The sequence below is a fragment of the Vibrio sp. 10N.247.311.51 genome, from assembly GCF_041467855.1.
In the GTDB taxonomy this organism is placed as follows: Bacteria; Pseudomonadota; Gammaproteobacteria; order Enterobacterales; family Vibrionaceae; genus Vibrio; species Vibrio coralliirubri.
This window is the reverse complement of record NZ_JBFSVK010000002.1, coordinates 218,963-245,323: the sequence shown is the minus strand read 5'-3', so window position 1 is coordinate 245,323 and position 26,361 is coordinate 218,963. Positions and strand designations below refer to the sequence as shown.

The 26,361-nt window shown below is 45.5% G+C and carries 23 protein-coding genes and 2 tRNA genes; 15 read left to right on the top strand and 10 right to left on the bottom strand.

Features of this window, described 5'->3' with window-relative positions:
- The first annotated feature begins 56 nt into the window (after nucleotides 1–56).
- The 4 genes from lon (at nucleotide 57) to AB6E85_RS03265 (ending at nucleotide 5,479) form a co-directional block, all read left to right on the top strand.
- Nucleotides 57–2,408 (top strand): endopeptidase La, encoded by a 2,352-nt coding sequence (lon, locus tag AB6E85_RS03280; RefSeq protein WP_059021151.1) that lies wholly within the window; start codon nucleotides 57–59, stop codon nucleotides 2,406–2,408.
- 168 nt (nucleotides 2,409–2,576) lie between these two features.
- Nucleotides 2,577–2,870, top strand: a complete 294-nt coding sequence (locus AB6E85_RS03275; RefSeq protein ID WP_012604504.1) for an HU family DNA-binding protein — start codon at nucleotides 2,577–2,579, stop codon at nucleotides 2,868–2,870.
- 218 nt (nucleotides 2,871–3,088) lie between these two features.
- Nucleotides 3,089–4,954 (top strand): peptidylprolyl isomerase, encoded by a 1,866-nt coding sequence (ppiD, locus tag AB6E85_RS03270; RefSeq protein ID WP_372141434.1) that lies wholly within the window; start codon nucleotides 3,089–3,091, stop codon nucleotides 4,952–4,954.
- A gap of 225 nt (nucleotides 4,955–5,179) precedes the next feature.
- Complete coding sequence (locus AB6E85_RS03265) at nucleotides 5,180–5,479, top strand: helix-hairpin-helix domain-containing protein (protein WP_048607905.1); 300 nt, start codon at nucleotides 5,180–5,182, stop codon at nucleotides 5,477–5,479.
- Here the strand turns inward: AB6E85_RS03265 and rrtA are convergent.
- Nucleotides 5,470–6,018, bottom strand: a complete 549-nt coding sequence (rrtA, locus tag AB6E85_RS03260; RefSeq protein WP_372141432.1) for a rhombosortase — start codon at nucleotides 6,016–6,018, stop codon at nucleotides 5,470–5,472. The genes AB6E85_RS03265 and rrtA overlap by 10 nt on opposite strands.
- Before the next feature lie 9 nt (nucleotides 6,019–6,027).
- On the opposite strand from rrtA, the gene AB6E85_RS03255 reads away from it, so the two are divergent.
- Nucleotides 6,028–6,627, top strand: a complete 600-nt coding sequence (locus tag AB6E85_RS03255; RefSeq protein ID WP_371709062.1) for a tRNA-uridine aminocarboxypropyltransferase — start codon at nucleotides 6,028–6,030, stop codon at nucleotides 6,625–6,627.
- Nucleotides 6,628–6,653: 26 nt separating this feature from the next.
- On the opposite strand, the gene AB6E85_RS03250 is transcribed toward AB6E85_RS03255, so the two are convergent.
- The 3 genes from AB6E85_RS03250 to AB6E85_RS03240 all read right to left on the bottom strand — a co-directional run bounded on the left by AB6E85_RS03250 (nucleotide 6,654) and on the right by AB6E85_RS03240 (nucleotide 10,039).
- Nucleotides 6,654–7,997 (bottom strand): anti-phage deoxyguanosine triphosphatase, encoded by a 1,344-nt coding sequence (locus tag AB6E85_RS03250; RefSeq protein ID WP_372141430.1) that lies wholly within the window; start codon nucleotides 7,995–7,997, stop codon nucleotides 6,654–6,656.
- Nucleotides 7,998–8,052: 55 nt separating this feature from the next.
- Complete coding sequence (yfbR, locus tag AB6E85_RS03245; protein ID WP_017060613.1) at nucleotides 8,053–8,637, bottom strand: 5'-deoxynucleotidase; 585 nt, start codon at nucleotides 8,635–8,637, stop codon at nucleotides 8,053–8,055.
- Between the two features lie 169 nt (nucleotides 8,638–8,806).
- The gene (locus tag AB6E85_RS03240; protein WP_372141428.1) at nucleotides 8,807–10,039 is read right to left on the bottom strand and encodes a pyridoxal phosphate-dependent aminotransferase; all 1,233 of its coding nucleotides are present in this window, start codon (nucleotides 10,037–10,039) and stop codon (nucleotides 8,807–8,809) included.
- A gap of 293 nt (nucleotides 10,040–10,332) precedes the next feature.
- Between AB6E85_RS03240 and AB6E85_RS03235 the strand changes: the two genes are divergently transcribed.
- The 6 genes from AB6E85_RS03235 (at nucleotide 10,333) to menE (ending at nucleotide 17,724) form a co-directional block, all read left to right on the top strand.
- A complete protein-coding gene (locus AB6E85_RS03235; protein WP_372141426.1) occupies nucleotides 10,333–11,640 on the top strand; it encodes an isochorismate synthase MenF in 1,308 nt (435 codons plus the stop codon).
- The gene (gene menD / locus AB6E85_RS03230; RefSeq protein ID WP_372141424.1) at nucleotides 11,637–13,361 is read left to right on the top strand and encodes a 2-succinyl-5-enolpyruvyl-6-hydroxy-3-cyclohexene-1-carboxylic-acid synthase; all 1,725 of its coding nucleotides are present in this window, start codon (nucleotides 11,637–11,639) and stop codon (nucleotides 13,359–13,361) included. Before AB6E85_RS03235 ends, menD begins: the two co-directional genes overlap by 4 nt.
- Nucleotides 13,362–13,370: 9 nt before the next feature.
- Complete coding sequence (gene menH, locus AB6E85_RS03225; RefSeq protein ID WP_122082012.1) at nucleotides 13,371–14,171, top strand: 2-succinyl-6-hydroxy-2,4-cyclohexadiene-1-carboxylate synthase; 801 nt, start codon at nucleotides 13,371–13,373, stop codon at nucleotides 14,169–14,171.
- A 102-nt stretch (nucleotides 14,172–14,273) separates the two neighbouring features.
- Complete coding sequence (gene menB, locus AB6E85_RS03220) at nucleotides 14,274–15,140, top strand: 1,4-dihydroxy-2-naphthoyl-CoA synthase (RefSeq protein ID WP_017060170.1); 867 nt, start codon at nucleotides 14,274–14,276, stop codon at nucleotides 15,138–15,140.
- A 75-nt stretch (nucleotides 15,141–15,215) separates the two neighbouring features.
- Nucleotides 15,216–16,223, top strand: coding sequence for an o-succinylbenzoate synthase (gene menC / locus AB6E85_RS03215; protein ID WP_372141421.1), 1,008 nt, complete (start codon nucleotides 15,216–15,218; stop codon nucleotides 16,221–16,223).
- Nucleotides 16,224–16,287: 64 nt separating this feature from the next.
- Nucleotides 16,288–17,724, top strand: a complete 1,437-nt coding sequence (gene menE, locus AB6E85_RS03210; RefSeq protein ID WP_372141419.1) for an o-succinylbenzoate--CoA ligase — start codon at nucleotides 16,288–16,290, stop codon at nucleotides 17,722–17,724.
- A 125-nt stretch (nucleotides 17,725–17,849) separates the two neighbouring features.
- Here the strand turns inward: menE and nagE are convergent, their stop codons facing one another.
- Complete coding sequence (gene nagE / locus AB6E85_RS03205) at nucleotides 17,850–19,295, bottom strand: N-acetylglucosamine-specific PTS transporter subunit IIBC (protein WP_170930211.1); 1,446 nt, start codon at nucleotides 19,293–19,295, stop codon at nucleotides 17,850–17,852.
- Between the two features lie 193 nt (nucleotides 19,296–19,488).
- Here nagE and AB6E85_RS03200 point away from each other — a divergent pair, with 193 nt between their 5' ends.
- Both AB6E85_RS03200 and AB6E85_RS03195 read left to right on the top strand, forming a co-directional pair.
- Nucleotides 19,489–20,367, top strand: a complete 879-nt coding sequence (locus AB6E85_RS03200; RefSeq protein WP_050621093.1) for a LysR substrate-binding domain-containing protein — start codon at nucleotides 19,489–19,491, stop codon at nucleotides 20,365–20,367.
- Between the two features lie 106 nt (nucleotides 20,368–20,473).
- Nucleotides 20,474–20,641 carry a hypothetical protein gene (locus AB6E85_RS03195; RefSeq protein ID WP_372141417.1) on the top strand — a complete coding sequence of 56 codons (168 nt, stop codon included), beginning with the start codon at nucleotides 20,474–20,476 and terminating at the stop codon, nucleotides 20,639–20,641.
- A gap of 133 nt (nucleotides 20,642–20,774) precedes the next feature.
- Here AB6E85_RS03195 and AB6E85_RS03190 read toward each other — a convergent pair whose 3' ends face one another.
- The 3 genes from AB6E85_RS03190 to AB6E85_RS03180 form a co-directional block, all read right to left on the bottom strand.
- Nucleotides 20,775–21,695 carry a YeiH family protein gene (locus AB6E85_RS03190; protein ID WP_048613077.1) on the bottom strand — a complete coding sequence of 307 codons (921 nt, stop codon included), beginning with the start codon at nucleotides 21,693–21,695 and terminating at the stop codon, nucleotides 20,775–20,777.
- 146 nt (nucleotides 21,696–21,841) lie between these two features.
- Entirely contained in the window at nucleotides 21,842–23,716 is a 1,875-nt protein-coding gene (locus AB6E85_RS03185; RefSeq protein WP_372141415.1) for an MFS transporter, read from the bottom strand.
- 17 nt (nucleotides 23,717–23,733) lie between these two features.
- Nucleotides 23,734–24,324: a TetR/AcrR family transcriptional regulator gene (locus AB6E85_RS03180; RefSeq protein WP_017064073.1), complete on the bottom strand. Its 591-nt coding sequence runs from the start codon at nucleotides 24,322–24,324 to the stop codon at nucleotides 23,734–23,736.
- A 200-nt stretch (nucleotides 24,325–24,524) separates the two neighbouring features.
- Between AB6E85_RS03180 and AB6E85_RS03175 the strand changes: the two genes are divergently transcribed.
- On the top strand, nucleotides 24,525–25,433 hold the full coding sequence (locus tag AB6E85_RS03175; protein ID WP_017068945.1) for a Tim44 domain-containing protein: 909 nt from the start codon (nucleotides 24,525–24,527) through the stop codon (nucleotides 25,431–25,433).
- Between the two features lie 332 nt (nucleotides 25,434–25,765).
- Complete coding sequence (locus AB6E85_RS03170; protein WP_162926809.1) at nucleotides 25,766–25,921, top strand: hypothetical protein; 156 nt, start codon at nucleotides 25,766–25,768, stop codon at nucleotides 25,919–25,921.
- 160 nt (nucleotides 25,922–26,081) lie between these two features.
- Here AB6E85_RS03170 and AB6E85_RS03165 read toward each other — a convergent pair.
- Together AB6E85_RS03165 and AB6E85_RS03160 are read right to left on the bottom strand one after the other, a co-directional pair.
- Nucleotides 26,082–26,166, bottom strand: a tRNA-Tyr gene (locus AB6E85_RS03165).
- 102 nt (nucleotides 26,167–26,268) lie between these two features.
- Nucleotides 26,269–26,353: transfer RNA gene (locus tag AB6E85_RS03160), tRNA-Tyr, on the bottom strand.
- Between the last annotated feature and the right edge of the window lie 8 nt (nucleotides 26,354–26,361).

Genomic DNA, 26,361 nt, shown 5'->3' with positions numbered 1-26,361 from the left:
CCAGTCGTTTAAGCCCCATATACTGCTTTATAAGTTAAAGCGGAAGAGAGAAATATATGAACTTGGAACGTTCCGAGCGTATCGAAATCCCCGTGCTACCTCTACGTGATGTAGTGGTTTACCCACACATGGTTATTCCATTGTTTGTCGGTCGTGAAAAATCGATTACATGCCTTGAATCGGCAATGGAAGCTAACAAACAAGTACTACTTGTAGCGCAGAAAGAAGCGGACACTGATGAGCCTTCAATCGACGACCTATTTAACGTAGGTACAGTCGCTACTATTCTTCAGTTACTAAAGCTCCCTGATGGTACGGTTAAAGTACTTGTTGAAGGTCAGCAGCGTGCAAAAATTCACCAATTCAAAGAAAGTGAATTCTTCTTAGCGGATGCCGAATACGTTGTTACCTCAGAACTTGACGAAAAAGAACAAGAAGTGGTTGTTCGCAGTGCGATCAATCAATTCGAAGGCTTTATTAAGCTGAACAAAAAGATTCCACCAGAGGTTCTAACGTCTCTGAACGGTATTGACGAGGCAGCTCGCCTTGCTGATACGATTGCTGCGCACATGCCACTTAAACTGGTAGACAAGCAACACGTTCTAGAAATCTTAGATGTAACTGAACGTCTGGAATTCTTGATGGGCCAAATGGAGTCAGAAATTGACATCCTGCAAGTTGAAAAACGCATCCGTGGCCGCGTTAAGAAACAGATGGAAAAATCTCAGCGTGAGTACTACCTGAATGAGCAAATGAAAGCGATTCAGAAAGAACTTGGCGAGATGGACGATGCACCTGATGAATTCGAGACTCTGAAGAAGAAGATCGAAGATTCTAAGATGCCTCAAGAAGCTCGTGAGAAAACTGAGCAAGAACTGCAAAAACTGAAAATGATGTCGCCAATGTCTGCTGAAGCAACAGTAGTACGTAGCTACATTGATTGGATGGTTGGTGTTCCTTGGGCTAAGCGTTCAAAAGTGAAAAAGAATTTAGCGAAAGCGGAAGAGATCTTAAACGAAGATCACTACGGCTTAGAGCGTGTTAAAGAACGTATTCTTGAGTACTTGGCAGTACAAAACCGTATCAACAAGCTAAAAGGTCCAATCCTTTGTCTTGTAGGTCCTCCTGGTGTAGGTAAAACCTCGCTAGGTCGTTCGATTGCTGCGGCAACGGGTCGTAAGTACACACGTATGGCGCTAGGCGGCGTTCGTGATGAAGCTGAGATTCGTGGTCACCGTCGTACGTACATCGGTTCACTTCCGGGTAAATTAATCCAGAAGATGTCTAAAGTTGGTGTTAAGAACCCACTGTTCCTATTAGATGAAATCGACAAGATGTCTTCTGATATGCGTGGCGACCCATCTTCAGCGCTTCTAGAAGTTCTAGACCCTGAGCAAAACAATGCATTCAACGATCACTATCTAGAAGTGGATTACGATCTGTCTGATGTGATGTTCGTGGCAACGTCTAACTCGATGGACATTCCTGGCCCATTACTGGACCGTATGGAAGTGATTCGCCTGTCTGGTTACACAGAAGATGAAAAGCTGAACATTGCTAAGAGCCACCTATTGGACAAGCAAGTTCAACGCAATGGTCTTAAGCCTCATGAGATTGAGATTGAAGACTCTGCAATCATCGGCATCATTCGTTACTACACGCGTGAAGCGGGTGTGCGTAGCCTAGAGCGTGAAATCTCTAAGATCTGTCGTAAAGCAGTGAAGAACATCTTGCTAGACAGCGACCTTAAGTCTGTAACGGTTAACATTGATAACCTGAAAGAGTACTTAGGCGTTCAACGTCATGACTTCGGTAAAGCGGATGAAAGCAACCGTATTGGTCAAGTAACTGGTTTAGCTTGGACTCAAGTGGGTGGTGATCTACTGACTATCGAGACTGAATCAATGCCGGGTAAAGGTAAGCTAACGCAAACCGGTTCACTTGGCGATGTGATGAAAGAATCGATCCAAGCGGCAATGACTGTGGTTCGTTCTCGTGCAGAAAAACTGGGTATTAACTCAGATTTCTACGAAAAGCGCGATATTCACGTTCACGTACCAGAAGGTGCTACACCGAAAGATGGCCCGAGTGCGGGTATCGCAATGTGTACTGCACTTGTCTCTAGCTTGACGGGTAACCCGGTTAAAGCTGAGGTCGGTATGACAGGTGAAATTACCCTTCGTGGTGAAGTTTTACCTATCGGTGGCTTGAAAGAAAAACTGCTTGCAGCACACCGTGGCGGCATCAAAACTGTACTGATTCCTAAAGACAATGAGCGTGATTTGGAAGAGATTCCAGACAACGTAATCGCTGACTTGAAGGTGATCCCGGTTCAGTGGATTGATGAAGTACTCAAAGTCGCGCTAGAACGAGATCCGTCAGGGGTCGAGTTTGACGTGAAAAAATAGTGATGCATAGCAAAAATAAGTAAAGAATTACGCTGATAGGCCCGAAAAGGCTTGTCAGCGTTTTTTTTGGACGCTAAGTTATTGAACAAAGCGGCAGCCCTTTTGCAATAAGGCTTGCGGCTAAATTAAAACCAAAATGGAACGTACAGTCATCAGAAGTAGTCACAGATGACACATAGGGGAAAAACAGTGAATAAAACACAACTAGTAGAATCAATCGCAGAAAACGCAGACATCTCTAAAGCTTCAGCTGGCCGCGCTCTAGACGCATTCATCGAAGCAGTTGGCACAACGCTACAATCAGGCGACCAAGTTGCACTTGTTGGCTTTGGTACTTTCAGTGTTCGTACTCGTGCTGCTCGTACAGGTCGTAACCCAAAAACTGGTGAAGAGATCCAAATCGCAGAAGCTAAAGTACCTGGCTTCAAAGCGGGTAAAGCACTTAAAGACGCATGTAACTAATTTTCACTGCTGAAACCTCCATTTAAGAGGGGAAGGCAGTAAAATGCGTTTACTGTTTGAAAAATGATGTTTCATTCTTAAACAGTATGTGTACAAAGCACATTGAACTTATTTAAATTATGCGCATCCTACTGATGCGCATTTCTTTTTCTGATAATATCGCGTGAATAGATTTTTATTTTGAAGCCAATGCTTCATATCCGGAGAGCACTTAAATTATGATGGATCGATTACGCGAAGGCGTGAATAGCATCGCGGTAAAAATTATCCTTGGGTTGATTATCCTGTCATTCGTATTCGCAGGTGTAGGCAGCTACATCACCGGTGGCGGTAACAACGCAGCAGCTAAAGTTGGCAACACAGAAATTGCTCGTGGTGAGTTCGAACAGGCTTACCAAAACGAACGTAACCGTATGCAGTCTCAACTTGGCGATTACTTCGCGCAAATGCTTGCAGACCCTGCTTACGTAGAGTCTTTCCGTAAATCAGTACTGGATCGCATGATCAATGACGTACTGCTTGAGCAGCAAGCTGAGTCTCTAGGCCTACGAATCAGTGATTCTCAAATCCGCACCATGATTCTAGAAATGCCTCAATTCCAAACGGCGGGTCAATTCGACCAAGAAGTTTACCAAGCAGCACTACGTCGTGCAGGTTTCAGCGCAGAGAGCTTCGCTGAATACATGCGTCGTGACCTAATGCGCAACCAGCTTGTGACTGCACTTCAAGGCAGTGAATTCGTTCTTCAGGGCGAAATCGATACTCAGAGCAAGCTTATCGCACAAACTCGTGATATTCGCACAGTGACACTGTCTGTTGCTGACCTTGCAAAAGGCATCGAGTTAACTGACGAGCAAATCGAACAGTACTACCAAGAGAACCCAGCAGCTTACACTCGTCCAGAGCAAGCTAAGGTATCTTACATTGAGCTTTCTGCTGAAGCGCTTAAGTCTCAGCTTGAAGTAAGCGATGAAGAAGCACAGAAATACTACCAAGAGCACCTAGACAAGTACTCAACTGAAGAGCAACGTAAAGTTAGCCACATCCTAGTTCAAGGCGATGACGAAGCGAAAGCTCAGTCAATCCTAGACGAGCTAAATGCAGGCGCTGATTTTGCTACGCTAGCTGAAGAGAAATCTGACGACTTCGGTAGTGCAGACGTTGGCGGTGATCTAGGTTGGATTGAGCGCGATGTTATGGACCCAGCATTCGAAGACGCGGCTTTCGCTCTTGAGAATATTGGCGATACTACTGGCCTAGTTAAATCTGATTTCGGCTACCACATCATCAAGCTAGACGAACTAAAAGCGTCTCAAGCTCAGCCTTACACTGAAGTAGCGGCAGAGATTAAGACAGAGCTTCTAGACCAACACGCAGTTGATCAATTCTACGAGCAACAAACTGAACTAGAAAAAGTAGCGTTTGAATTCCCAGATTCTCTAGATGACTCTGCAGAAGCAATCAACGCGAAGATCACAACAACAGATTTCATCTCTCAAGTTGACGCTCCAGAAGTTCTGATGAAGCCTGCAGTTATGCAAGCAATCTTGAGTCCTGAAGTGAAAGAAGACGGTCTAAACTCGGAAGTTATCGAAGTTGCACCTGAGCACGTAATTGTTGTTCGTGTAGAAGAGACTCGTGACGAGACAGTTCTTCCTCTAGCTGAAGTGAAAGATCAAGTTGTCGCTGCACTGTCTGCTGTACAAGCAGAGCAGCAAGCGGTTGAGCTAGGTGTTTCTCTAGTGAACGAACTTGAGCAAGGCAATGAAGCAGTACTAGCGGACAACAACCTTGAGTTCACTGAACTTGAAACGATTGACCGTAACTCGCCATTAGCGGCATCTGCATTCGCTCTAGCGAAACCAGAAGCAGGTCAAGCTGTGTTCGGTCAATCTAAAGACCAAGACGGTAACATCGTTGTTGTTGAGCTTTCTAAAGTGACTGCCGAAATCAACCCAGCTTACAGCACTCAAATTGGTGCACAGTTGGAGCGAGTTGGTAACCAACAAGATCTGACTAACGTACTAAACGTACTTCGTAAAAACGCAGACGTTGAATACTACGTAGTGGGTCAAGGTCAGTAAGTGTTTGATTCCCTCAGTAGCAAGCTCAAGTTAGAGTTTACTACTGAGAATCAACATATGATTGTTAAGCTCCAATTCAGATTTGTGAGCCAACAAACAAGCTGATGAAAATAAGATGTATAACGAAGCGGGTCACTTAGGTGACCCGCTTTATTTTTATCTGGTGATTGTGTTATCTAGCGCGGCGAATGCATAAGTTACGTTTTTTGAACAAAGGAACGATTTATGCGCACGATATATTCAACACTAATTCTTTCATTTCTGATGCTCTTAAGCCCTGCTGTGTTTGCAGACAGCCCAACCAAGGCTGAGCTTTACGATGGCATTGAGATTACGGTCAATATCAATACCGCGACAGCAGAGGAACTTTCAGCACTATTGGTTGGTGTGGGTGACAAGAAAGCCAAAGAGATCGTCGATTACAGAGATCAGAACGGGGCATTTACGACTGCTGATGATTTGGTGAGTGTCAAAGGGATAGGTGAAGCGACGGTTGAAAAGAATCGCGAAAGAATTCAGCTTTGATCCGTTTTTTTATTCATTAGAAATGAAACGACAGCCATGAAGCCTCCAGCCAGTGCTCCTGCTAGGTGGGCTTCAATTGCAACACGAGCGTTAATCAGTTCACCAGTCGTACTAGAAGGACCAATAAGCTGCTCCCAAGCGATTTTAGCGATTAATCCGAACACTAACAGCCAACTAGACTTCCTGCCGTTTAAAGCCTCTCGGAGCGCGAACAAGCCAAACAACCCATGCAAAGTGCCCGATAGGCCAACGTAGACCTGAATACTTGAAAATAACAGAGCGACGCCAGTCACTAGACTGATCAAAAGCAAAGCAACAGTGAGCTGTTTTTTACTCGGTTGAAACAGGTAGCTGATGATCCACAAGCCTGCTAGATTCATCAGAAGATGCGAGTAGTTGGTATGTGAAAAGTTTCCTGTTAGGATTCGCCACCATTGCCCTTCGGCAATCGCATTACTATCCCAAACGACCCAAGCTTGTATTGGCTCAAATTGGAATAAGACGCATAAAAGTGAAGTGAAAATTAAAACAGGGTACACATTAAATCCATGTCTCGTTATTGCCCCCAATGCAGCAAGGCTTTGAAAGCTTGTATTTGTCAGTGGGTTACACCACTCGAATCGAATGTTGAGCTTATCATTCTTCAGCATCCATCAGAAGAGCATCGCCCGATGGGAACGGCGCGTATTCTCTCGTTATCTCTAAATAACAGCGTGACGTTTGTCGGCGAAGACTTTTCAGACAATGAACAACTCAACGCATTGCTGGCAGATGAACAGTACCAACATGTGATTTTATACCCAAGCGAAAATTCTGCTTCAGTTGAGTCTGCGACATGTCCTAATAAGAAGCTGCGTGTAATTTTATTGGATGGTACGTGGAAAAAGGCATTCAAGATGTGGCAAGTATCGAGTAACTTGCATGCGTTGAACACGGTTCACTTGCCCAAAGATCTCAAGGGTAACTACCGAATTCGCAAAGCACCCAGTGAAAATAGCCTTTCAACCGTTGAAGCTGGCTATCATTTGCTTAGCTTGTTAGAGAGTGATGGCGACTTTAGCCCTTTGCTAACGGCATTTGACCAAATGATTCAATTTCAAATCAATCAAATGCCGCCGGGCGTATTTGAGAAAAACTACTTAGATTAAGCCGTTTTAGTAAAGTGAGTCAGGAATTAAAACTCGGTATGAGCCGAGAACAGTTGCTGATGCATTTTCTGCGCAAGATCATCAGTCATCGATGAAATGTAATCGGCTATCACGCGCATCTTTCTTGATTCATCTTGATGTTGCAGCCACTGCTTCTTGATGGGCAGTGGCAGCAAGCGTTCAGGATCAGCGCTGAATGCTTCAAACATATCCATGATGATCTGTTGGCCTTTGTATTCGATGACCTGAACCTGAGGCACTTGAATCACAAACTCGCTGACAAAGTTTTTCAGCTTATCGAGCGTGCCGTCCATGCTCGGTTCAAGCACCGCATTGTAAGCCAAAAGCACATTCTCAAAGTTAGCATCCACTCGCTTAATCGAGATGCTGGTCAACAGGGCGTTGACTATCCCACCAATGGCATCCTTTCGACGATACTGTTCACCAGAGAAAAGCATCTCTGTAATAGAATCTAGGTGTTCACAAATCCATGGGTCGGCCATCTCTTTCAGTTGAGGGTAAGCCGATTCGACCCACTGAGCTTTGGTCACAGAGCCAAGCACAATCGCATCTTCTAAATCATGCACGCCATACGCGATGTCATCAGCCAACTCCATGATCGAACAATCAAGCGACTTATACTTGGTCTTGTTATGTTCAAGAGGCTCGGTGTGTGTTTTTCTTTTCTGTTTTAGGAGCTGTTGGTCGCTGCTTGAAAGCGGTTCAAGCACCCAGTTAAACAGTTCTTCATCATGATTGTAGATGCCTTTTGCTGGCATCCAATCTTTAGCTCGGAGCTGTCGTTGATGCTTTACGGGTTCAGACTGCAATTTAGCTTGAACCTCACTCAGCAGAGAAGGGTACTTAATTAGACCTAACAAAGTGCGTCGAGATAGGTTCATCCCGTGATGTTCAGTGTAAGGTTCTAGCTGTGTGACAATGCGAAACGTTTGAGCGTTGCCCTCAAAGCCGCCGTGGTCGCGCATCATGTAGTTGAGTGCGACTTCGCCGCCATGTCCATAAGGTGGATGACCGATGTCGTGAGCCAAACACAGTGAATCAATCAAACTGTCTGAGGGTAATAGGTCTCGAAATTCGGGCTGCTTTTTCTTCAGTTGAGCGACGATACCGGTGCCAAGCTGAGCGGCCTCAAGAGAGTGAGTAAGGCGCGTTCGGTGAAAGTCGTTGACCGTGGTGCCATGGATCTGGGTTTTCGCTTGTAAGCGACGGAAAGCAGCAGAGTGAAGCACGCGCGCACGGTCACGCTGATACGGGCTGCGGTGATCATCCCGTCTTATTTTGTGTTCATCGTCATTTCGATGCTGCCATTCTTGTTCGAGTACAAAGGGTGGTTCGAGTTGAGAATTCAAAATAGCACCTATCAAATTGATTTTATTTAGCTAATTAAAAACAACTTATACCCAGCTAGCTTATCTCGTCTAGTGATAATTCAAAGCTCGGCGCAAATGTGGTGAGAAAGTAGTCCATTTCTGGGCTTTTGCGTTGTTCGAGTGTCTCTTCCAGTCGGCGCTTGGCTTGCTCGTATTCATGATTGCCCGCACTGAGCTCTTCCAAGCATTTCAGGTACGCACAGATAGTATCTGCCTGCTTGACGATGCTTTGCTCTTCTTTACTCGCAGTACCAGATATTAAGAAGGGGGCGAAGTCGTCTCGGAACTCTTCTGGCAACATCGAAAGCAGTCTTTGTTCTGCTGCGGCTTCTATCTTCTTATACTCTTGTGCAATATCCGGATTGTAGTATTTAACTGGCGTTGGCAAATCACCTGTCAGTACCTCACTGGTGTCGTGGTACATGCCAAGCAGAGCAATGTGCTCAGGGTTAAGTTGACCATCAAACTTCTTGTTCTTGATCAGCGCCAAAGCGTGTGCCACGAAAGCAACCTGTAGGCTATGTTCTGAAATGTTCTCGCTTGAGACAGATCGCATCAGGGGCCAGCGTTGAATTAGCTTCATGCGTGCGAGATGGGCAAAGAAATGGCTCTGTTTCATAAATGTCCTTTTTAAACAATTCTCCACTCGTATTTTGTGTTTGCGCAGGCATACGAGACAGCGGATACAAAAAAGGCTCCTAAACAGGAGCCTTTTAAGCATAGAAGTGAATGAATACAAGTTAAAGTCTTTTAAAACAGCAAATTGTAGCCATCTTTCTTTGTGCTTATTAACCTTCGACGAGGTCGTCTTGGTTGTAGGTCTGTAAGAAGCGCTCTAGACGACCAATCGCGATTTCTAGATCTTCGATGTGCGGCAGAGTCACGATGCGGAAGTGGTCCGGTTTCGGCCAGTTGAAGCCAGTACCTTGAACCAATAACACCTTCTCTTGCTTAAGGAAGTCGAGTACAAATTTCTGATCGTCTTTGATGTTGTACATGTTGGTGTCGATTTTAGGGAACAGGTACATTGCACCTTTCGGTTTCACACAAGAAACGCCAGGGATCTTGTTGATCAGTTCCCATGCACGGTCACGCTGTTCAAGCAGTCGACCGCCTGGAAGAATCAGCTCATTGATACTCTGATAGCCACCGAGTGCGGTTTGGATAGCGTGTTGCATCGGAACGTTGGCACACAAACGCATTGAGGCCAGCATTTCTAGTCCTTCAACGTAGCCTTTCGCTAGGTGTTTAGGGCCTGTTAAGAACATCCAACCACCACGGAAACCACATACACGGTAAGCTTTAGATAGGCCGTTGAACGTGACCATTAATACGTCTTCAGCAAGCGTTGCCACTGAAGTGTGTACCGCACCGTCGTAAAGTACTTTGTCGTAGATCTCATCAGCGAAGATGATCAAACCGTGCTCACGAGCAATCTCAACCACTTGTAATAGGAAATCACGGCTGTATACCGCGCCTGTTGGGTTGTTCGGGTTGATAAGAACGATGCCGCGCGTCTTTGGTGAGATCTTCGCACGCATGTCGTCTAAATCTGGATACCAATCAGCATCTTCATCACACATGTAGTGAACCGGTGTACCACCAGAAAGCGCAACAGACGCTGTCCATAGTGGGTAGTCCGGAGCGGGAACTAAGATTTCATCACCATTATCCAGTAGCGCTTGCATAGACATAACGATAAGCTCTGATGCGCCGTTACCAATGTAAACGTCTTCTACATCAAGGTTACGTAGGCCTTTTTTCTGGTAGTGCTGAACAACCGCTTTGCGGGCTGAATAGATGCCTTTTGAGTCGCAGTAACCTTGAGATGTCGGTAGGTTACGGATTACGTCAACAAGGATTTCATCAGGGGCGTCAAAACCAAATGGGGCGGGGTTACCAATATTAAGCTTCAGTATTTTATGCCCTTCTTCTTCCATGCGCTTAGCATGTTTGAGTACAGGCCCCCTGATTTCGTAGCATACGCTGTTGAGTTTTGACGACATCCCGATATTTTGCATTGCCGATTTCCTGAAATTAATTTAAATACTTTATTAAAGTACCGCAAAATGGCGTTTGATAGAATAAAAATCTGATGAATGTCGCATTTCAGTGTCACGTTTAGCCTTTTTGTTGTCACTCTTTTCTAAATTTTAATTAATCGCTTTCTTGGTTATTGGCTAAGATGAATAAAGGGGCGGGATCGCTTAAAATCACAGGAATGTTGAAAAGATATAGTACATTCTTGATCTAAGTGGGTACTGCCCATAAAGTATCAAACTAATATAATAATTTAGATGTGAACGAGGTCGATTTGTCACATTTCCAGCAAACTATCTCCGCTTTGATTGAGCGAGTACAAAATGCCCAAGCAAGCGAAGTTCGTTGTGTTGAAGTTCTAACGCAAAAACCATCGTTTGCATTTATAGAATGGCTTCATGCTCAACCGCTCTTTCCTAAGTTCTACTGGCAGTCACGCGACACTCGTGAAGAGGTTGTTGCGCTCGGACAGTTACATACGTTTTCAGATCCTGCACCCGCGTACGCGATTCTTGGTGAAGACCAACGAATCTGGGGTGGACGCTCGTTTGACGGGCACACCGCAAAGAACCGCCGCTGCATGGAATCGTTTTTCTTCCTTCCTCAGGTTGAATTGATCCGCTTTGACAATACTTGGTCGCTGGCGGTTAACTTGTCCCCTGATCGCGTTTCTTCTATTAATGCTTTGAATAAGCTTTCTGTAGAAGCCGCGATATTGGCGCCTTTGTCTGCCCATATTGAACAGATCAATCACGTTCCAGAAAGAGAACAGTGGGGCAACCTTGTCGATAAAGTGCTGCAAGGCATTAGCGATGAAGAGTACAAAAAAGTCGTTTTAGCGCGTAAAACCACACTGCAGCTCGATGCGCCAATCTGCGCAGCTCAATTACTTAAAGCCAGCTATCTGCAAAATCACCACAGTTTCCACTTTATGTTGGTACTGGATTCTAAACACAGTTTCATTGGCTCGACACCTGAACGCTTATATAGCCGATATGGTACTGAGCTCGATACCGAAGCGCTTGCTGGAACCATTGGTCGTGGAGAGAACGCTACTGAGGATATGGAACTGGCCAACTGGCTTTCTCAAGACAGCAAAAACCTCAATGAGAACCAGTATGTGGTCGACGACATCATTGAGCGTCTCACTCCCCATTCTCAAACAGTCCATGTTGAAAAGGATGCGCGTTTAGTGCGCTTGCGCAAGGTGCAGCATTTGAAGCGTAATATCCATGCTCAGCTCAACAATGGTGTTAATGGTGTGCAGTTGCTTGCTGCCTTACAGCCAACTGCTGCGGTGGCGGGTTTGCCACGTAAAGAGGCGATGGATTTCATTTTAGAACACGAACCGTTTGCTCGAGGCTGGTATGCAGGGTCTGTAGGCTATATCAGTCATCTGCGAGCGGAATTCTGCGTGGCGATTCGAAGCGCCTTGATTGTAAACGATCAAGTACAACTGTTTGCTGGCGCGGGGATCGTGCCGGGATCGGTTGCCGAACATGAGTGGCAAGAGCTGAACAAGAAGATGTCTACCTTACTCAGCCTCATTTCTGATCACCCACCATTAGGTGTGGCGTCATGAATCACGACCAAGCCGTATTAAACAGAGTTTGGTGTCACACGTTACTTGAAGAGCTAACACGCAGCGGTGTTGAACATGTTTGTGTTGCGCCGGGCTCTCGCTCAACGCCATTAACTCTCGAAGCTGAAGCCAACCCCAAGTTAACCTTACACACGCACTTTGATGAGCGTGGTCTTGGATTCTTAGCTTTAGGTTTAGCAAAAGCAAGTGATAAGCCAGTTGCAGTGATTGTGACATCAGGAACCGCTGTTGCGAATTTGCTTCCTGCGACGGCTGAATCCGGGCTGACACGAGAGAAACTGATCTTACTGACCTCTGATAGACCCATCGACTTGGTCGACTGTGGTGCCAATCAAGCGATTCAGCAGCATGGTATCTTTTCTTCCCATGTAGAAAGTGCTTTAAATCTACCAAGCCCAACGACACAGATTTCTTTGAATTGGCTTCTAACATCGGTTGATAGCGCGCTTGCGAAACAACGCAATGTGGGCGGTGCGATTCACATCAATTGTCCGTTCCCAGAGCCGCTCTATTCTAAGAACAGTGCTGACATGTATGCTGACTACACTAACAGTATCGCTGGGTGGATTTCGTCAACAACCCCGTATTCTAATACCTGTTTACCCAACCATTTGACTGTACAGCCGATAGCGCCGGGCGATTACCTAGCGCGTAAAGGTGCGGTGATTATTGGTTCGATTGATAAAGGAGCGGCAACAAAAGCGCAGCAGTTTGCTTCGGCGTTGGGCTGGCCAATTTTCTGTGATCCTCAATCGGGCGTGAGTAGTGATTGGAAGCATTATGATCTGTGGATGCAGAGTGACTCAGTCAAAGAGCAACTCAACCAGTGTGATTTCATTCTTCAGTTTGGTGAGCGCATTGTTTCTAAGCGATTAAACCATTGGGTTAAGTCACAAGCAGCTTGGTTCGATTGCACGCAATATGTTGTGGTTTCACCTGATGCGCACCGTATAAATCAAGACCATCTGCCTCAAACGCATATTGTTGCCAATATTGAGTCATGGATAACCGATCAACACCTGCCAACGTTGTTGGGCAAACACTCGGGTTGGGCGACGCCTTTAATCGAGGTGGCCAATACCGTTCAGCAACTGGCACTTGCCCAAATATCCAATAATGATCAACTGACCGAGTTGAGTGTTGCGGTTGACTTGTCGTCTAGACTTAAAGACAGAGAGTTGTTTGTGGGAAACAGCTTGATGGTAAGGCTGGTGGATATGCTGTCGTCAATATCTGCGAATTGGGTTTACAGCAATCGCGGTGCATCGGGCATTGATGGCTTGGTGGCAACGGCTGCGGGTGTAGTGAAAGCCAACCAGAATCCTTTGTTGATGTTGATTGGCGATACCTCTCTGCTTTACGACCTCAACTCACTGGCTCTGCTGACTCATAATTTAACGCCGATGGTTATTGTTGTGACCAATAATGATGGTGGTGCGATCTTTGATTTATTGCCGGTACCAGAACAGCAGAAACAGTCACTTTATCAAATGCCTCATGGTTTCAGTTTTGAACACGCTGCTGCGCAATTCCAGTTGGGATACGCTGCGCCAGAAACCTTGAATTGCTATCAAACCATTATCGAACAACATTTCGAACAGGGTCAGGGTACCTTGCTCGTGGAAGTTAAGACGCCTCCCGAACAAGCGTCTACTTTGCTGAAACAATTCAGTTCAATGCTCACCGAGGCATTAGCCTAAGGACTTTACATGCTTTACTCCGATTATTACCCAGCTGTACAAGATTCTTCTGACAAACCTTTGCTTGTTTTTTTACATGGTTTACTCGGAAGCGGGGATGATTGGAGTGCATGTCATCCATTCCTCGAGGATTTTCCTCTCCTTTGCATAGATTTACCCGGACACGGACAAAGTCGCTTTATCGATCCGGTAGGGTTTGATCATTGCTGCAAGAAAATTGTCCAGTGCATCACATCTCAACTGGCTCTCAACGATCTTCCTGCCGATCACCCTATTGTAGTGATTGGGTATTCTATGGGCGGAAGGCTCGCTATGTATGGGGTGACAAGCCCTTGCTTTGAGACGCTCAACCTCGAGAAAGTCATCATTGAAGGTGGCAACTTTGGCTTGGAATGTGATGAAGAAAGAGCACAAAGGTTAGTACACGATACACAATGGGCTGTTCGCTTTGCACAGCAGTCGATTGAAGATGTTTTAGACGATTGGTATCAACAAAGCGTCTTTTCTTCACTAAATCATGAGCAAAGACAAACTTTGGTCATAAAGCGTAGTGGTAACCTTGGAGTATCCGTAGCAAATATGTTGTTATCTACTTCGTTAGCTAAGCAACCGGATTTACGTGCCACATTGAAATCTCATGAGCATTTATTGCATTATGTATGTGGAGAAAAAGATCGTAAATTCATGGAGCTAGCTGAGAATAGTGGCTTTGAATATAGTCAGGTGGATTACGCTGGTCATAATGTTCATTTTGAGCAACCTGAGCTGTTTTCCAACCTGATAATCCAATGTATCGCCAGTCGTCGTTAATCTGACTGAGCGGTTCTCTCGTATCAAGCACTATCAAAAGCAGAGCAACACCGTCACGACTACTCGTTAGTCGTGGTCTCTAATAGAACAATGGGAATCACCATGGCTAAAACAGTAGGCATCACAGAAGAAGAACTTTACGCGGCAGTTAACTGGAGCGATGAAAGCAGTCAATACGAAGATATTCAGTACCACAAATCTGACGATGGTATTGCAAAAATCACGATTGCGCGTCCTCAAGTCCACAATGCGTTCCGTCCACAAACCGTAAAAGAGATGATCAACGCACTGGCTGACGCTCGTTACGACGAGAAAGTAGGCGTGATCATTTTGACGGGTCTTGGTGAGAAGGCGTTCTGTTCTGGTGGTGACCAAAGTATTCGTGGTGACTACGGCGGCTACCAAGATGATTCAGGTACACACCACCTGAACGTACTTGATTTCCAACGTCAAATTCGTACTTGTCCAAAACCAGTTATCGCAGCGGTATCGGGTTGGGCAGTAGGCGGCGGTCATGTACTTCACATGATGGCAGACCTTACGATTGCCGCTGAAAACGCGCAGTTTGGCCAGACGGGTCCTAAAGTGGGTTCATTTGATGGTGGTTGGGGTGCTTCTTACATGGCTCGTATCGTTGGTCAAAAGAAAGCGCGTGAAATCTGGTTCTTGTGCCGCTTCTACGATGCACAAGAAGCGCTGGACATGGGCCTTGTAAACACCGTTGTTCCTGTCGCTGACCTAGAAAAAGAGACCGTTCGTTGGTGTCGTGAAGTGCTTCAACACAGCCCAATGGCACTGCGTTGCTTGAAAGCGGCATTGAACGCAGACTGTGATGGACAAGCCGGTCTACAAGAGTTGGCTGGTAACGCAACCATGATGTTCTATATGACAGAGGAAGGCCAAGAAGGCCGCAACGCATTCAACGAGAAACGTCGACCAGACTTCGACAAGTTCCCGCGTAATCCATAGTCTTTCTCTTCTTCAAAATGAGTCGCTAATAGCGGCTCGTTTTGTTTTGATGTTCCCCGTTTTTTAGGAAACTTTATGAACTCAGTGAATTCTCAGCGTCACGCTAAACTTTACCGTTATCAATTACCTATGGATAGTGGCGTGGTTCTTCGTGACAATAAGTTGAACGAACGCGTTGGCTATATCATCCAACTTGAGTGTGATGGTAAAACTGGTTTTGGCGAAGTTGCGCCTTTGCCCGGTTTTAGCCAAGAAGATGCCGAACAAGCTGGTATTCAGCTTCAACACGAATTAGAGCTTTGGAGCCACAATAAGCCTCAAACGCCTTTCGACGAGCTGTATCCTTCTGTCGCATTTGGCTTTTCAATGGCGATGATGGAATTGCGAGGCGATCTTAACGCTCAAGGTAACTACCAAGCGGCGCCTTTGTGTACAGGCGATCCAGATGAACTGATCCCTGTATTGAATGAGATGCAAGGCGAGAAGGTCGCAAAAGTGAAAGTCGGCCTCTACGAAGCGATTCGTGATGGCATGCTGGTTAGCTTATTCCTTGAGTCGATCCCTAATTTGACCCTAAGACTTGATGCCAACCGTGCGTGGAAGCCAGAGAAAGCGAAGCAGTTTATTAAATACATTTCGCCGTCACTGCGCCAGCGCATAAGCTTTATTGAAGAGCCTTGCCAAAAACCAGAAGACAGCTTGGCCTTTGCCATTGACCATGGTGTGGCGATTGCGTGGGACGAGACACTGCAAGAGGCGGTGCGCAGCCCGGAGTTTGATCTTAGCGACCTTACTGGTGTTAAAGCAGTCGTGATCAAACCAACTCTTATTGGTTCTGTCGAGCGTTGTGTGGCAATCATTGAGCGTGCACAGAAGCTTGGAATGAAACCTGTATTGAGCTCAAGCATTGAGTCGAGCCTAGGTCTGACTCAGATTGCTCGTCTGGCGCAGCAGTATTTGCCAAATGAAGTGCCGGGGCTGGATACGATTGGCTTGTTCAAGCAGCAGCTAGAGGTTTCTTGGCCGGGGAGTCAGTTGCCTGTATCTACACTTGAACAGCAACAATTGATTTGGTCTTCTTAGGCCGATCTATTTGAATGGCTATTTAGTTAGCTTAACAAGTTCTTAATCTATTTTTGGTTATCATATGATGCGCCCACAATCTAATCATCACCCGCTCTGGGTACAGTGGGCGCAGCAAAACCCACTTCAACCAGCGTTAGTGACCACTCACCGTACTTATACTTGGCAGCAAGTGTTTGTGTTGGTTAGTGAGTACCAACAACAGCTATCTCATCAAGGCCTATCTGAAGGTGATGTACTGACGATTGTTGGTAAGAATCAAGCTGAAGTGATCCCGGTTTACCTTGCCGCACTCAATTTGGGTGTGGTTTGTGCGTTTACGATGCCTCAGCCTAGTTTACGCCTGAAGCAAAAGCTCGATTCCTTATATCAAACAGATCAACAGAGCTACCTTTGGCTTTTGGACTGTAGTGGGATAGAGCATTCAGAGGCTGCTGACTTGAATACTCAGTTGGTGACCTTGTCTTGCCTAAGTGAACTGAAGGTTGATGGTGATGATGAGCAGATAACGACATCTCAAGAGTCCAACTTCAATCCGCAAAATCTAGCGAGCATCGTATTCACTTCAGGTTCTACCGGAAACCCAAAAGCGGTCGGTCATACACTTGAGCAGCACTTATGTTCTGCGTCAGGGCTGCTTGAGGTGTTTCGCTATCAACAAGGTGACACTTGGTTACTGAGTTTACCTATGTACCATGTGTCGGGACTGGCGATAGTTCATCGTTGGTTGGCGGCTGGTGGCTGCATCAAAATAGGCACAGGTCAGCTTGAAACCGATATAGAAGAATGCAGTCACGCTTCATTAGTCGCTACTCAGCTACATCGATTGTTAAAGAGTAAGCAAGCACTTACTTTAACGCATGTACTTTTGGGTGGTAGTCATATACCAGAAGCACTTGGGCTCGAAGCTCAACAAATGGGCATCGAAACATGGCTTGGGTACGGCATGACTGAAGCGGCTTCAACCGTGACCGCGAAGCCCGTTGATGCCAGCTGCACCGCCGGTTTTGTCCTTAACCATCGCCAGCTAAAAATTGAAGAACAACGTATCTTTATTGGCGGCGAGACGCTCGCTTCTGGGTATTACTATCAAGGTAAATTAACGCCATTAGTTGATAAGAGCGGTTGGTTTGATAGCAAAGATCTTGGTGAGTGGGTTGGCGAACAAGTGTCGATTATTGGCCGTGCCGACAATCAGTTTATTTCTGGTGGTGAGAACATTCATTGCGAAGAAATTGAGCGAGTACTCAATCAATTGTCTGAGGTTAATCAGGCCTTTATTGTTCCAATTGAAGATGATGAGTTCGGATTCCGACCTGCAGCGATTGTCGATTGTGTTGAGTTGCCAACCAAAGAGTGGTTTATCGAGCAATTAACTGGTCGTCTTGAACGGTTCAAATTTCCTGTTGAGTATTATCGAATGCCTCAGCAGGAACAACAAGGTATTAAGGTGTCGCGCGCTGGATTGGCGCAGTGGTTACAGCAGACACGTTCTAAATAGAGCGAAGCGCAATAAAATGAAGCGCAATACACGGTGACTAGTCGTAATTGCGCTTCAGGGGGTTGTGACGGTGGTGAAGCCGTCACAAATTCTTAGTATCTTATCGTGTCATTCAAGATTTGGCGTTAAGCGAGTGCCTTCTTCATTTGTTCAGCGACTTTATCTACCTTACCTAGGCCAATGATAACTTGCAGGCCACCTTTACCAACCGGTACCACACCTGCCGCACCGAGTTTCTTCAGTTTATCGCTGTCTGCTGCACCTGAGTCTTTCACAGTTAAGCGTAGACGAGTAATACAGTTATCGACTTCTAGAATGTTGTCTGCACCGCCAACCGCTTCAATGTAGCTATTGGTTAGGTTAGCCAATGCTTCTGGCGTTTCAGTTTCTTTCTCTGCTTCCATCTCTTCACCACGACCTGGAGTGCGTAGGTTGAACTTGATGATAGCGAAGCGGAAAATACCGTAGTAAAGCGCGAAGAACACCACACCTTGAACCAGTAGCATGTACCAGTTAACCGCTAGTGGGTTTTGGCTTGATAGTACTAGGTCAACGAAACCAGCAGAGAAGCCGAAGCCTGCCATCCATTCCATGCTTGCTGCAATGTAAAGCGATAGGCCTGTTAATACTGCGTGCAGTAGGAACAACACAGGTGCTAGGAACATGAAGCTGAATTCTAGTGGCTCTGTGATACCCGTGAAGAATGAAGCCATAGCTGCCGCAAGCATGATTGCGAATACTTGGTTTTTGTTTTTCGCATCAGAACAGTGGTACATCGCCAATGCTGCTGCTGGTAGGCCAAACATCATGATAGGGAAGAAGCCCGCTTGGTACATGCCTGTTTTACCCGGAATACCCGTGCCGTTAGCGATAGATTGCGCGCCGCCTAGGAAGTTTGGAATGTCGTTAATACCAACAACGTCGAACCAGAACACAGGGTAAAGAGCGTGGTGCATACCAACTGATAGGAACAAACGGTTGAAGAAACCAAACAGACCAGCACCCACTGCGCCCATGCTTTCTAGTTTAATACCTAGAACGATCAGAGCGTCGTAAACAGCTGGCCAGATGTAAAGTAGAGCAAAAGAGAGAGCCATACCTGCGATTGAGGTCAGGATAGGAACCAAACGCTTACCACTGAAGAATGCTAAAGCTTGAGGAAGTTCAACGGTTGAGTAGCGGTTGTAGATCTCAGCAGAGATGATACCCACAATGATACCTACGAATTGGTTGCTGATTTTACCAAATGCCGCTGGCACTTCACTGAGTTCAACATCCATTAACTGAGCCACAGAGCCCGGAGCAAGTAGCGTGGTGACGACGAGGAACATCACAAAACCAGACAGTGCCGCAGAGCCATTCTTATCACGACTCAAACCAAATGCGACACCCACCGCGAACAGAACCGCCATGTTGTCGATGATCGCGCCACCAGATTTGATCAAGAATGCGGCTAAGATACTTTCTGAACCCCAACCAACAGGATCCAACCAATAGCCGATTCCCATAAGGATTGCTGCAGCTGGCAGTGTGGCTACGGGAACCATCAATGCCTTACCTACTTTTTGCATATACCCGAGTATATTCATATGTGCCCCTAAGTTTGTAATTAATTTTTTTAATGTTTCTGCTCGTCAACGTATGGAGTCAAAGATTGATCGAGGCAGGATTTTAAGTAACTGCGGCTATTAAAAACTTATTTCTTAATGCAAACAAACGAAACGGGTAGTAGTATGAATTAAAATTTTTAATGCATGAGTTCGTATGGCTAACCATCAATCTTTACTTAGAAATCTTCATACTTTTAATGTTGCTGCCGAGAAAATGAGCTTTACGCTAGCGGCGAAAAAGTTGCATCTGACTCAGGGAGCCGTTAGCCATCGAATCAAAGTGTTAGAAGGTGAACTCGGGTTTAACTTGTTTGTGCGAGGGACTCGTAAACTGGAACTAACGGAAGAAGGCCAGCGCTTTCAACGAACGTTATCCAAGTCGTTAAGCTCTATTTTTGGTGAGATCGAAGACATTACCAACACAGACTTGTATGGACAGATCAATATCGGTACCAGTCCTGCATTTGCCAACAGTTGGTTACTGCCAAGGTTGGCTGATTTTAAACAGCGATACCCAAAGTTTAATCTCAATATTTTCTCGCAAGAAGAGCAGGATTTTCATCAAAATCATCTCGATGTCGCCATTTACTATGGTGCTGAAGATCTCAAAGACATGCATCGACAGCGCCTGTTTGGTGAAAAGTATATTCCGGTGTGTACACCGAGTTACGCGGCTGAGCACGACATATTTGATGATGGCTTAGAATCGCTGCACCGGATTAATTTCATTCATGCACTAGGGTCAGATGTATGGCAGCGTTGGATTAAACACCACGGTTTGGATGTGAACTTGTTTGAGCAATTTTACTGCGTGAGCCACCGGGATATGGGCGTAAGAAGTGCCCTCAGCAATATCGGTGTCGCGATGGGGCGCTATCATTTTGTTAAGCAGTATGTTCAGACTGGTGAGCTCATAACACCTTATCCGAGCATGGATACAGACCAAGGGTATGACTTAATCTGCCCGTTAGGCACGGAAAAACGACCTAAGGTAAGAACCTTTATTAAGTGGTTAGAAGGGCAGTTGCGTTAGGTTAGTTAATTTAGCAATTAGATAGTTCAAAACAGAATTTATTATCTTTATAACCATCCATCATAATAAGCCATATAAATAACGGATTATAGAATAAGGTCTTATTATGAAAATTGCCCTCATCATTGCGGTTTTACTGCAGATAGGCCAAGCGATCATCTCATCGGGGTTGACTCGTTCGTTGGCTGAGCTCACCGCATTTGTGTTGGTTGTGGTACTTGTTTTAATGAAAAGAGAGAACAAGAAGAGTGATAAGCCCCTGTTTGATTCGTGATTGTTGCAACAAAGAATACCCTTACCACAAACGATAAAGGCAAAGCCCATTGGAGCTTTGCCTTTTTGTTTTGTTGCTCGCTAACCTGAGTGTCTAGGTAACCGGACAATCATCTAAAGCATTTCTATGCGGGCTAAGCGAGAGTTAACCACGCTAATGAACCTGTCGAGATCATCACCCACATCGTAATACCGAACATCAATGGCTTCGGCCCTGCTGCTTTTAACTTCTCAACCGAAATACCACAGCCAATTAAGAACAGACATACCACCAGTGCTCGCTTAGACACATCAAAGATTCCTTGATAGACCATCTCAAATTGTGGCAGTAAGTCACTCACCGCGATAGCGGCGCAATAGAAGAAAATGAAGTAGGGAACCGTAATTTTCTTTTGATCGTTCTTGAAGATCATCGCACTGATTAAAGCGATTGGGATGATCCAAAGTGCGCGAGCGAGCTTCAACGTTGTCGCTGTCGTCAGTGCTTCTTCGCCATACGCTGAAGCTGCACCTACTACAGAAGACGTATCGTGAATCGCTATCGCTGCCCAAGTACCAAATGTTTGTTGGCTGAGCTCAAGCGCGTGACCAATCATCGGGAATAAGAATAGAGCAACCGAGTTCAACACGAATACAGTGGCTAATGCCAAGCCAATCTGTTCATCGTCTGCTTTGATAGCGGGCGCCACAGCCGCTATCGCGCTACCACCACAAATCGCGGTACCAGAAGAGATAAGGTACCCTGTAGTGCGGTCTAACCCCATTCGTTTAGCCAAGAACCAACCAATGACTAATGTACCGATAATTGTCGTTACAATGAGCCCAATACCATCGCCTGTTACTGCTAATGCTTTTTCAAACTGAATACCAAAACCCAAGCCAACAATAGAGTAGGCCAGTAGCTTTTTGGTAAGTTTGCCGACTTCCAAGTGTTCAGGGACTAATCCTAAACTAGCCAGCAGGAAACCGATAACCAGGGCTGTCGGTGAGCTAACCCAAGGCGTTAAGCAAAACAGTGCAGCAAGATAAAATGGAACGGACTTTTTTAGGTTCATTGTATTTAGAGTCTTGTTTTGTTGTGGCGTTATTGTGATGAGACCACTATACGTTCAATAAAATGATAAGTAAGTCTAAATGAATTGAACAAACGTTAAGGAAAACTTAACGCTTGTTCAGCTGATATGAATAAAGGGCTGGTTAGCTAGCGTAGTGATCCGCGAAGGTCAGAGACTGACTGTCGAAGCGTTCCACAAGAGGCTTCTTTAGGTGAAATCGGCTCGCCAGCTTCTATCTCTAGCTTGGTCCAGAAGCGAGTGGGTAACCCTTTGCAGGCACGGCCTTTGTAACGACTAAAGTAGCTGCCCCATAATCCTTTGAGAGCCATTGGAATCACAGGGACAGGGGAACGTTTGATGATCAGCTCCATACCACGCATGAACTCAGCCACTTCGCCATCAGAGGTGAGCTTTCCTTCTGGGAAAATACACACGATGTGGCCTTCGTGCAGGGCTCGTTCTACTTCTTTGAAAGCGTTTCGAATCGAGTTGCGGTTGGTCGCGGAGATTGGAATCACCCCAGCTCTTTTTAAGAAGCGTCGAATTGGCGGTAACTTGGTGTAATCCTCTTCCATCACAAAACGGATCAAGCGAGGGCAAACCGCACTCAGCAGCAGTGCATCCATATAACTCACATGGTTGCAGACAATCAACGCACCGCCCTTTTCTGGCAGGTGATGTAAGTTCTTATGTTTAACTCGGTACATGGTGTGAGTGACCACCCACGTAAAGAAGCGAAAAGCGTAGATAGGCACCTGATAAAACAGGTACAGCATCACCAAAGTGTTGCCCACCGCGAGCAAGATAAATAGCTGTGGAATTGAAAGCTCTAGAACACTAAGGCAAACAATACCTAATACCGCACTTCCCACCATGAACAGTGAGTTATAAATATTGAGCCCGGCAATCACTTGGGCACGTTCATCTGGCTTGGCACGTAACTGCATCAGTGAATACAGAGGAACGATAAAGATACCGCCAGAGATACCCAATAGAAGAAGGTAAGCAAACAGTGGCCACAGCTCTGAGTAGGTGACGAATTGATGGAAAGAGCTAAAGTCAGGCAAAGACTCCGGGATGGATATCGCCATCAAAAGACCGAAGATCGAGATACCTAAGCTGCCCATTGGCACGATGCCGATTTCAATGCGGTGATTCGATAACTTATCGCAAGCCAAAGAGCCGATTGCTATGCCTACCGAGAACAGTGCCAGTAAAAAGGCGACCGAGCTTTCAGTGCCGTTTAGATGCAGTTTAGTGAAGTTGGGAAACTGAGTTAGGTAAGCCGCACCAAGGAACCAGAACCAACTGATAGACATCAGAGCTTGAAAGGTCGGGCGATCTTTTTTGGCAATCGCCAGTGTGGCGCGGGTCAGTTTTACAGGTTGCCACTTTACTTTAAGGTCTGGTGCATTACTTGGCGCATGTGGGATAAAGCAGCTCGATACATAGCCAAGCACGGCGAACGAAACAATACACACCGCAGCGATGAGCTTCGCGCCTTCTTCAGATGCAATGATGCCTGCGCCTAGAGTACCAATCAGGATCGCTAAGAATGTACCTGTCTCAACAAGAGCATTACCAGATACCAGTTCTTTTGTTTCTAACTGTTGTGGAAGCAGGGCGTATTTCACCGGGCCAAAGAAAGCACTCTGCGTTCCCATAAGGAACAGAAGCAGCAGTAATATGCCGTAGCTTTCGTAGATAAAACCGACCGCACCCAGTGACATGATCACTACTTCGAGGAGCTTAACTTTACGGATAAACCACGATTTTTCGTATTTGTCAGCCAGTACACCGGCTAAAGCTGAGAATAGGAAGAAGGGCAGAATAAAAAGGCCAGCGGCCAAATTAATGAATAGATTGCTGGAAATAGGCAGCGTGTCTACGCTTGCGAAAGCAACAAACAGTAACAGGACATTTTTGAATATGTTGTCGTTAAAGGCTCCTAGAAATTGGGTAATAAAGTAGGGTAGGAACCTTTTTTGCGTTAACAGCGAAGATTGGCTGCTGTTGTTCATTGTCTTTCCTTGGATGATTACCAGTTGGTTAAGTAGTTTGAGACTAGGTTATTGATCAGCTCTTTACCATCAATAGGCTCAGAGGCGAAAAATTTATCATCAACGCTAAGTAGAGTAATTCCGTGTACTCCAGACCATAATACACGGCTGGCTTTAACGACTTCGCTTTTCGTATGTTCAGGAGCGATCGCTACCAGCAACTGTTCTAGCATGCCTGTCATTCTATCGATGCGATTCGATTGCCATTCAGGAAGGTTTTCACCGTTCATGTTGTGCTCAAAGATAAGCTGCCAACGGTGAGGGTGTCTCTGTGCAAAATCGTGATAGCAGTAGGCAAGGTTGAATAGAGCTTGTTGAGGGTTGCTCGATTGTTCAACAGCTGCAGCAGATTCTGACGCCAGTTCATCTAATGTTTGAGCGACCACATGCAAAAGCAGTAGGTTGTAGTTACCAAATACATTCACTAAGGTACTTGGAACGTAACCAATCATATTGGCGATTTTACGTAGACTTAGCTCGTGATAAGAGTGCTCTTCTAAGAAGTCGGTTACCGTTTTTAAGGTTAATTGCACTAATTGTTCGCGAGTATGATCGTTTCGTCTTGCCATGGGTACTTTCTATTAAATGAACATCGTTCAATATTTTAATGCTGCCCCTGAGTGCCGTCAATCCCTTCGCTAGTTTAGTAATCAATTAATAGCCGCAATATTATGATACATGTGTAAACACGGTGAATATTTCATTGTTCTTTGTTAACGAGTATGATTAAGGTGTCGAAAGATAAAGAACCCTATTATAAAGGATAATAATGAAACGATTTTTCTCACTAGTCGCGATCCTGTTGGTAACAGTCGCGGTGACGCCAATCGCGGAAGCGAAAAAGTTTGGTGGTGGTAAGTCATTTGGCAAAAGCTTTAAAACGGCTCCAGCACCAAAACAACAAAACACGAATTCGATCCGTCAAGATCAAACAGGTAAGAACACAGCAGCTAACTCTAGCAAGAAAGGCCTTATGGGCGGTCTGCTAGGTGGCTTACTTGCTGGTGGTCTTTTAGCTGCATTCTTTGGTGGTGCATTTGAAGGTATCCAGTTCATGGATATTCTGATCATGGGTCTGATTGCTTTCCTAGCGTTTAAATTCCTACGTGGAATGTTGGGCGCGAAGCAGGGCTCAATGAATCAGCAGAATGCACGTGGCCAACAGCCAGCATTCGGCGGCATGGGTCAGAACAAATTTGAACAACCTAAGCAACAACCAAATGTTCATAACTTCGAGCAAACACAACCTCAATCACAAGGCGCTGCTGGTGGTTTCGGTTTTGGTGCACAAAGCGATGTTCCACATAACTACCCACCGGGCTTTGATCAAGCGGCATTCATCAATGGTTCTCGTGAGCACTACCGTACACTGCAAGGTGCATGGAATCACAACGAACTAAACACAATTGAAGAATACGTATCTCCAAGCCTATTTGAAGACCTAAAAGCTGAGCGTAATAAGCTAGACGGTGATCAGCACACTGACGTAATGTACGTTGATGCTGAAATCGTTCGCGCAGACCACGATGGTAGCAAAGCACAGCTAAGCCTTCAGTTTAGCGGTCGTTACCGTGACACAGCGGATGGCGTTGAAGAAGATATCACTGATATCTGGCACTTAGAGCGTGACCTAACAACTAACAATGCACCTTGGTTAATTGTTGGTATTCAAGGTTAATTCCAGGATTTAACTCAACATCAATAGGATGTAGTTATTCGGAATGACACCAAATAATAGAAAGCCCCTGCTGAGAAATCAGCAGGGGCTTTTTTGCGTTTAATGATATGTATCGATAAGTCGCTGCATGGAAATTGGTTTTGAGCTTTTTTGGGTGGGGGGGAAGGGGTTTAGATTCAAGGAACAATGTCAACATGACGAAACGTGCGGAATCGATAAAGAACATGAGTAGCGGAAGTGTGTCATCACGACAAATACTAAGAGATGTATCTTACTCAAAGGTTGGATTAGCCTAGAGCTAACTAATTGATTCTATTTGGATGTGAGGAGTAATGACAAAGTTTTTTGAACCCGTATTGGAGCCTGAGATTACTTTGCAGCAGAAACAGAGAATGGCGAATGAATGCGAAGAACATGTATCGACCAATTGTTTAGGCTGCGCTGCTTATCTGGTTTGTGAACGTCATGCTGAAGTATGGGACCACTGATGTTTGAATGATTTAGCTCGATTAGTTATTTGTAGTAGCGGGTTAGTGTTTAGGAAGTTGAGGGTTGTTTTAGAAGATACGTTTAGCAAGAGATAAAGCTCAGAAACGAAAAAAGCCAACTCAATGAGTTGGCTTTTCGATTTTCCAATTAAGGATAATATGGTGGAGGGAGACGGATTCGAACCATCGAAGGCAGTGCCGGCAGATTTACAGTCTGCTCCCTTTGGCCACTCGGGAACCCCTCCAGGGTGTGTCTTACTCTTCACAAAGTAAGCCTAAATTGATGTTTTCCCATAAGCCCATCAATCAGGTTGTTCTCTTAACTCTAAAAAGAGGTAAGAAGAATATGGTGGAGGGAGACGGATTCGAACCATCGAAGGCAGTGCCGGCAGATTTACAGTCTGCTCCCTTTGGCCACTCGGGAACCCCTCCAGGGTGTG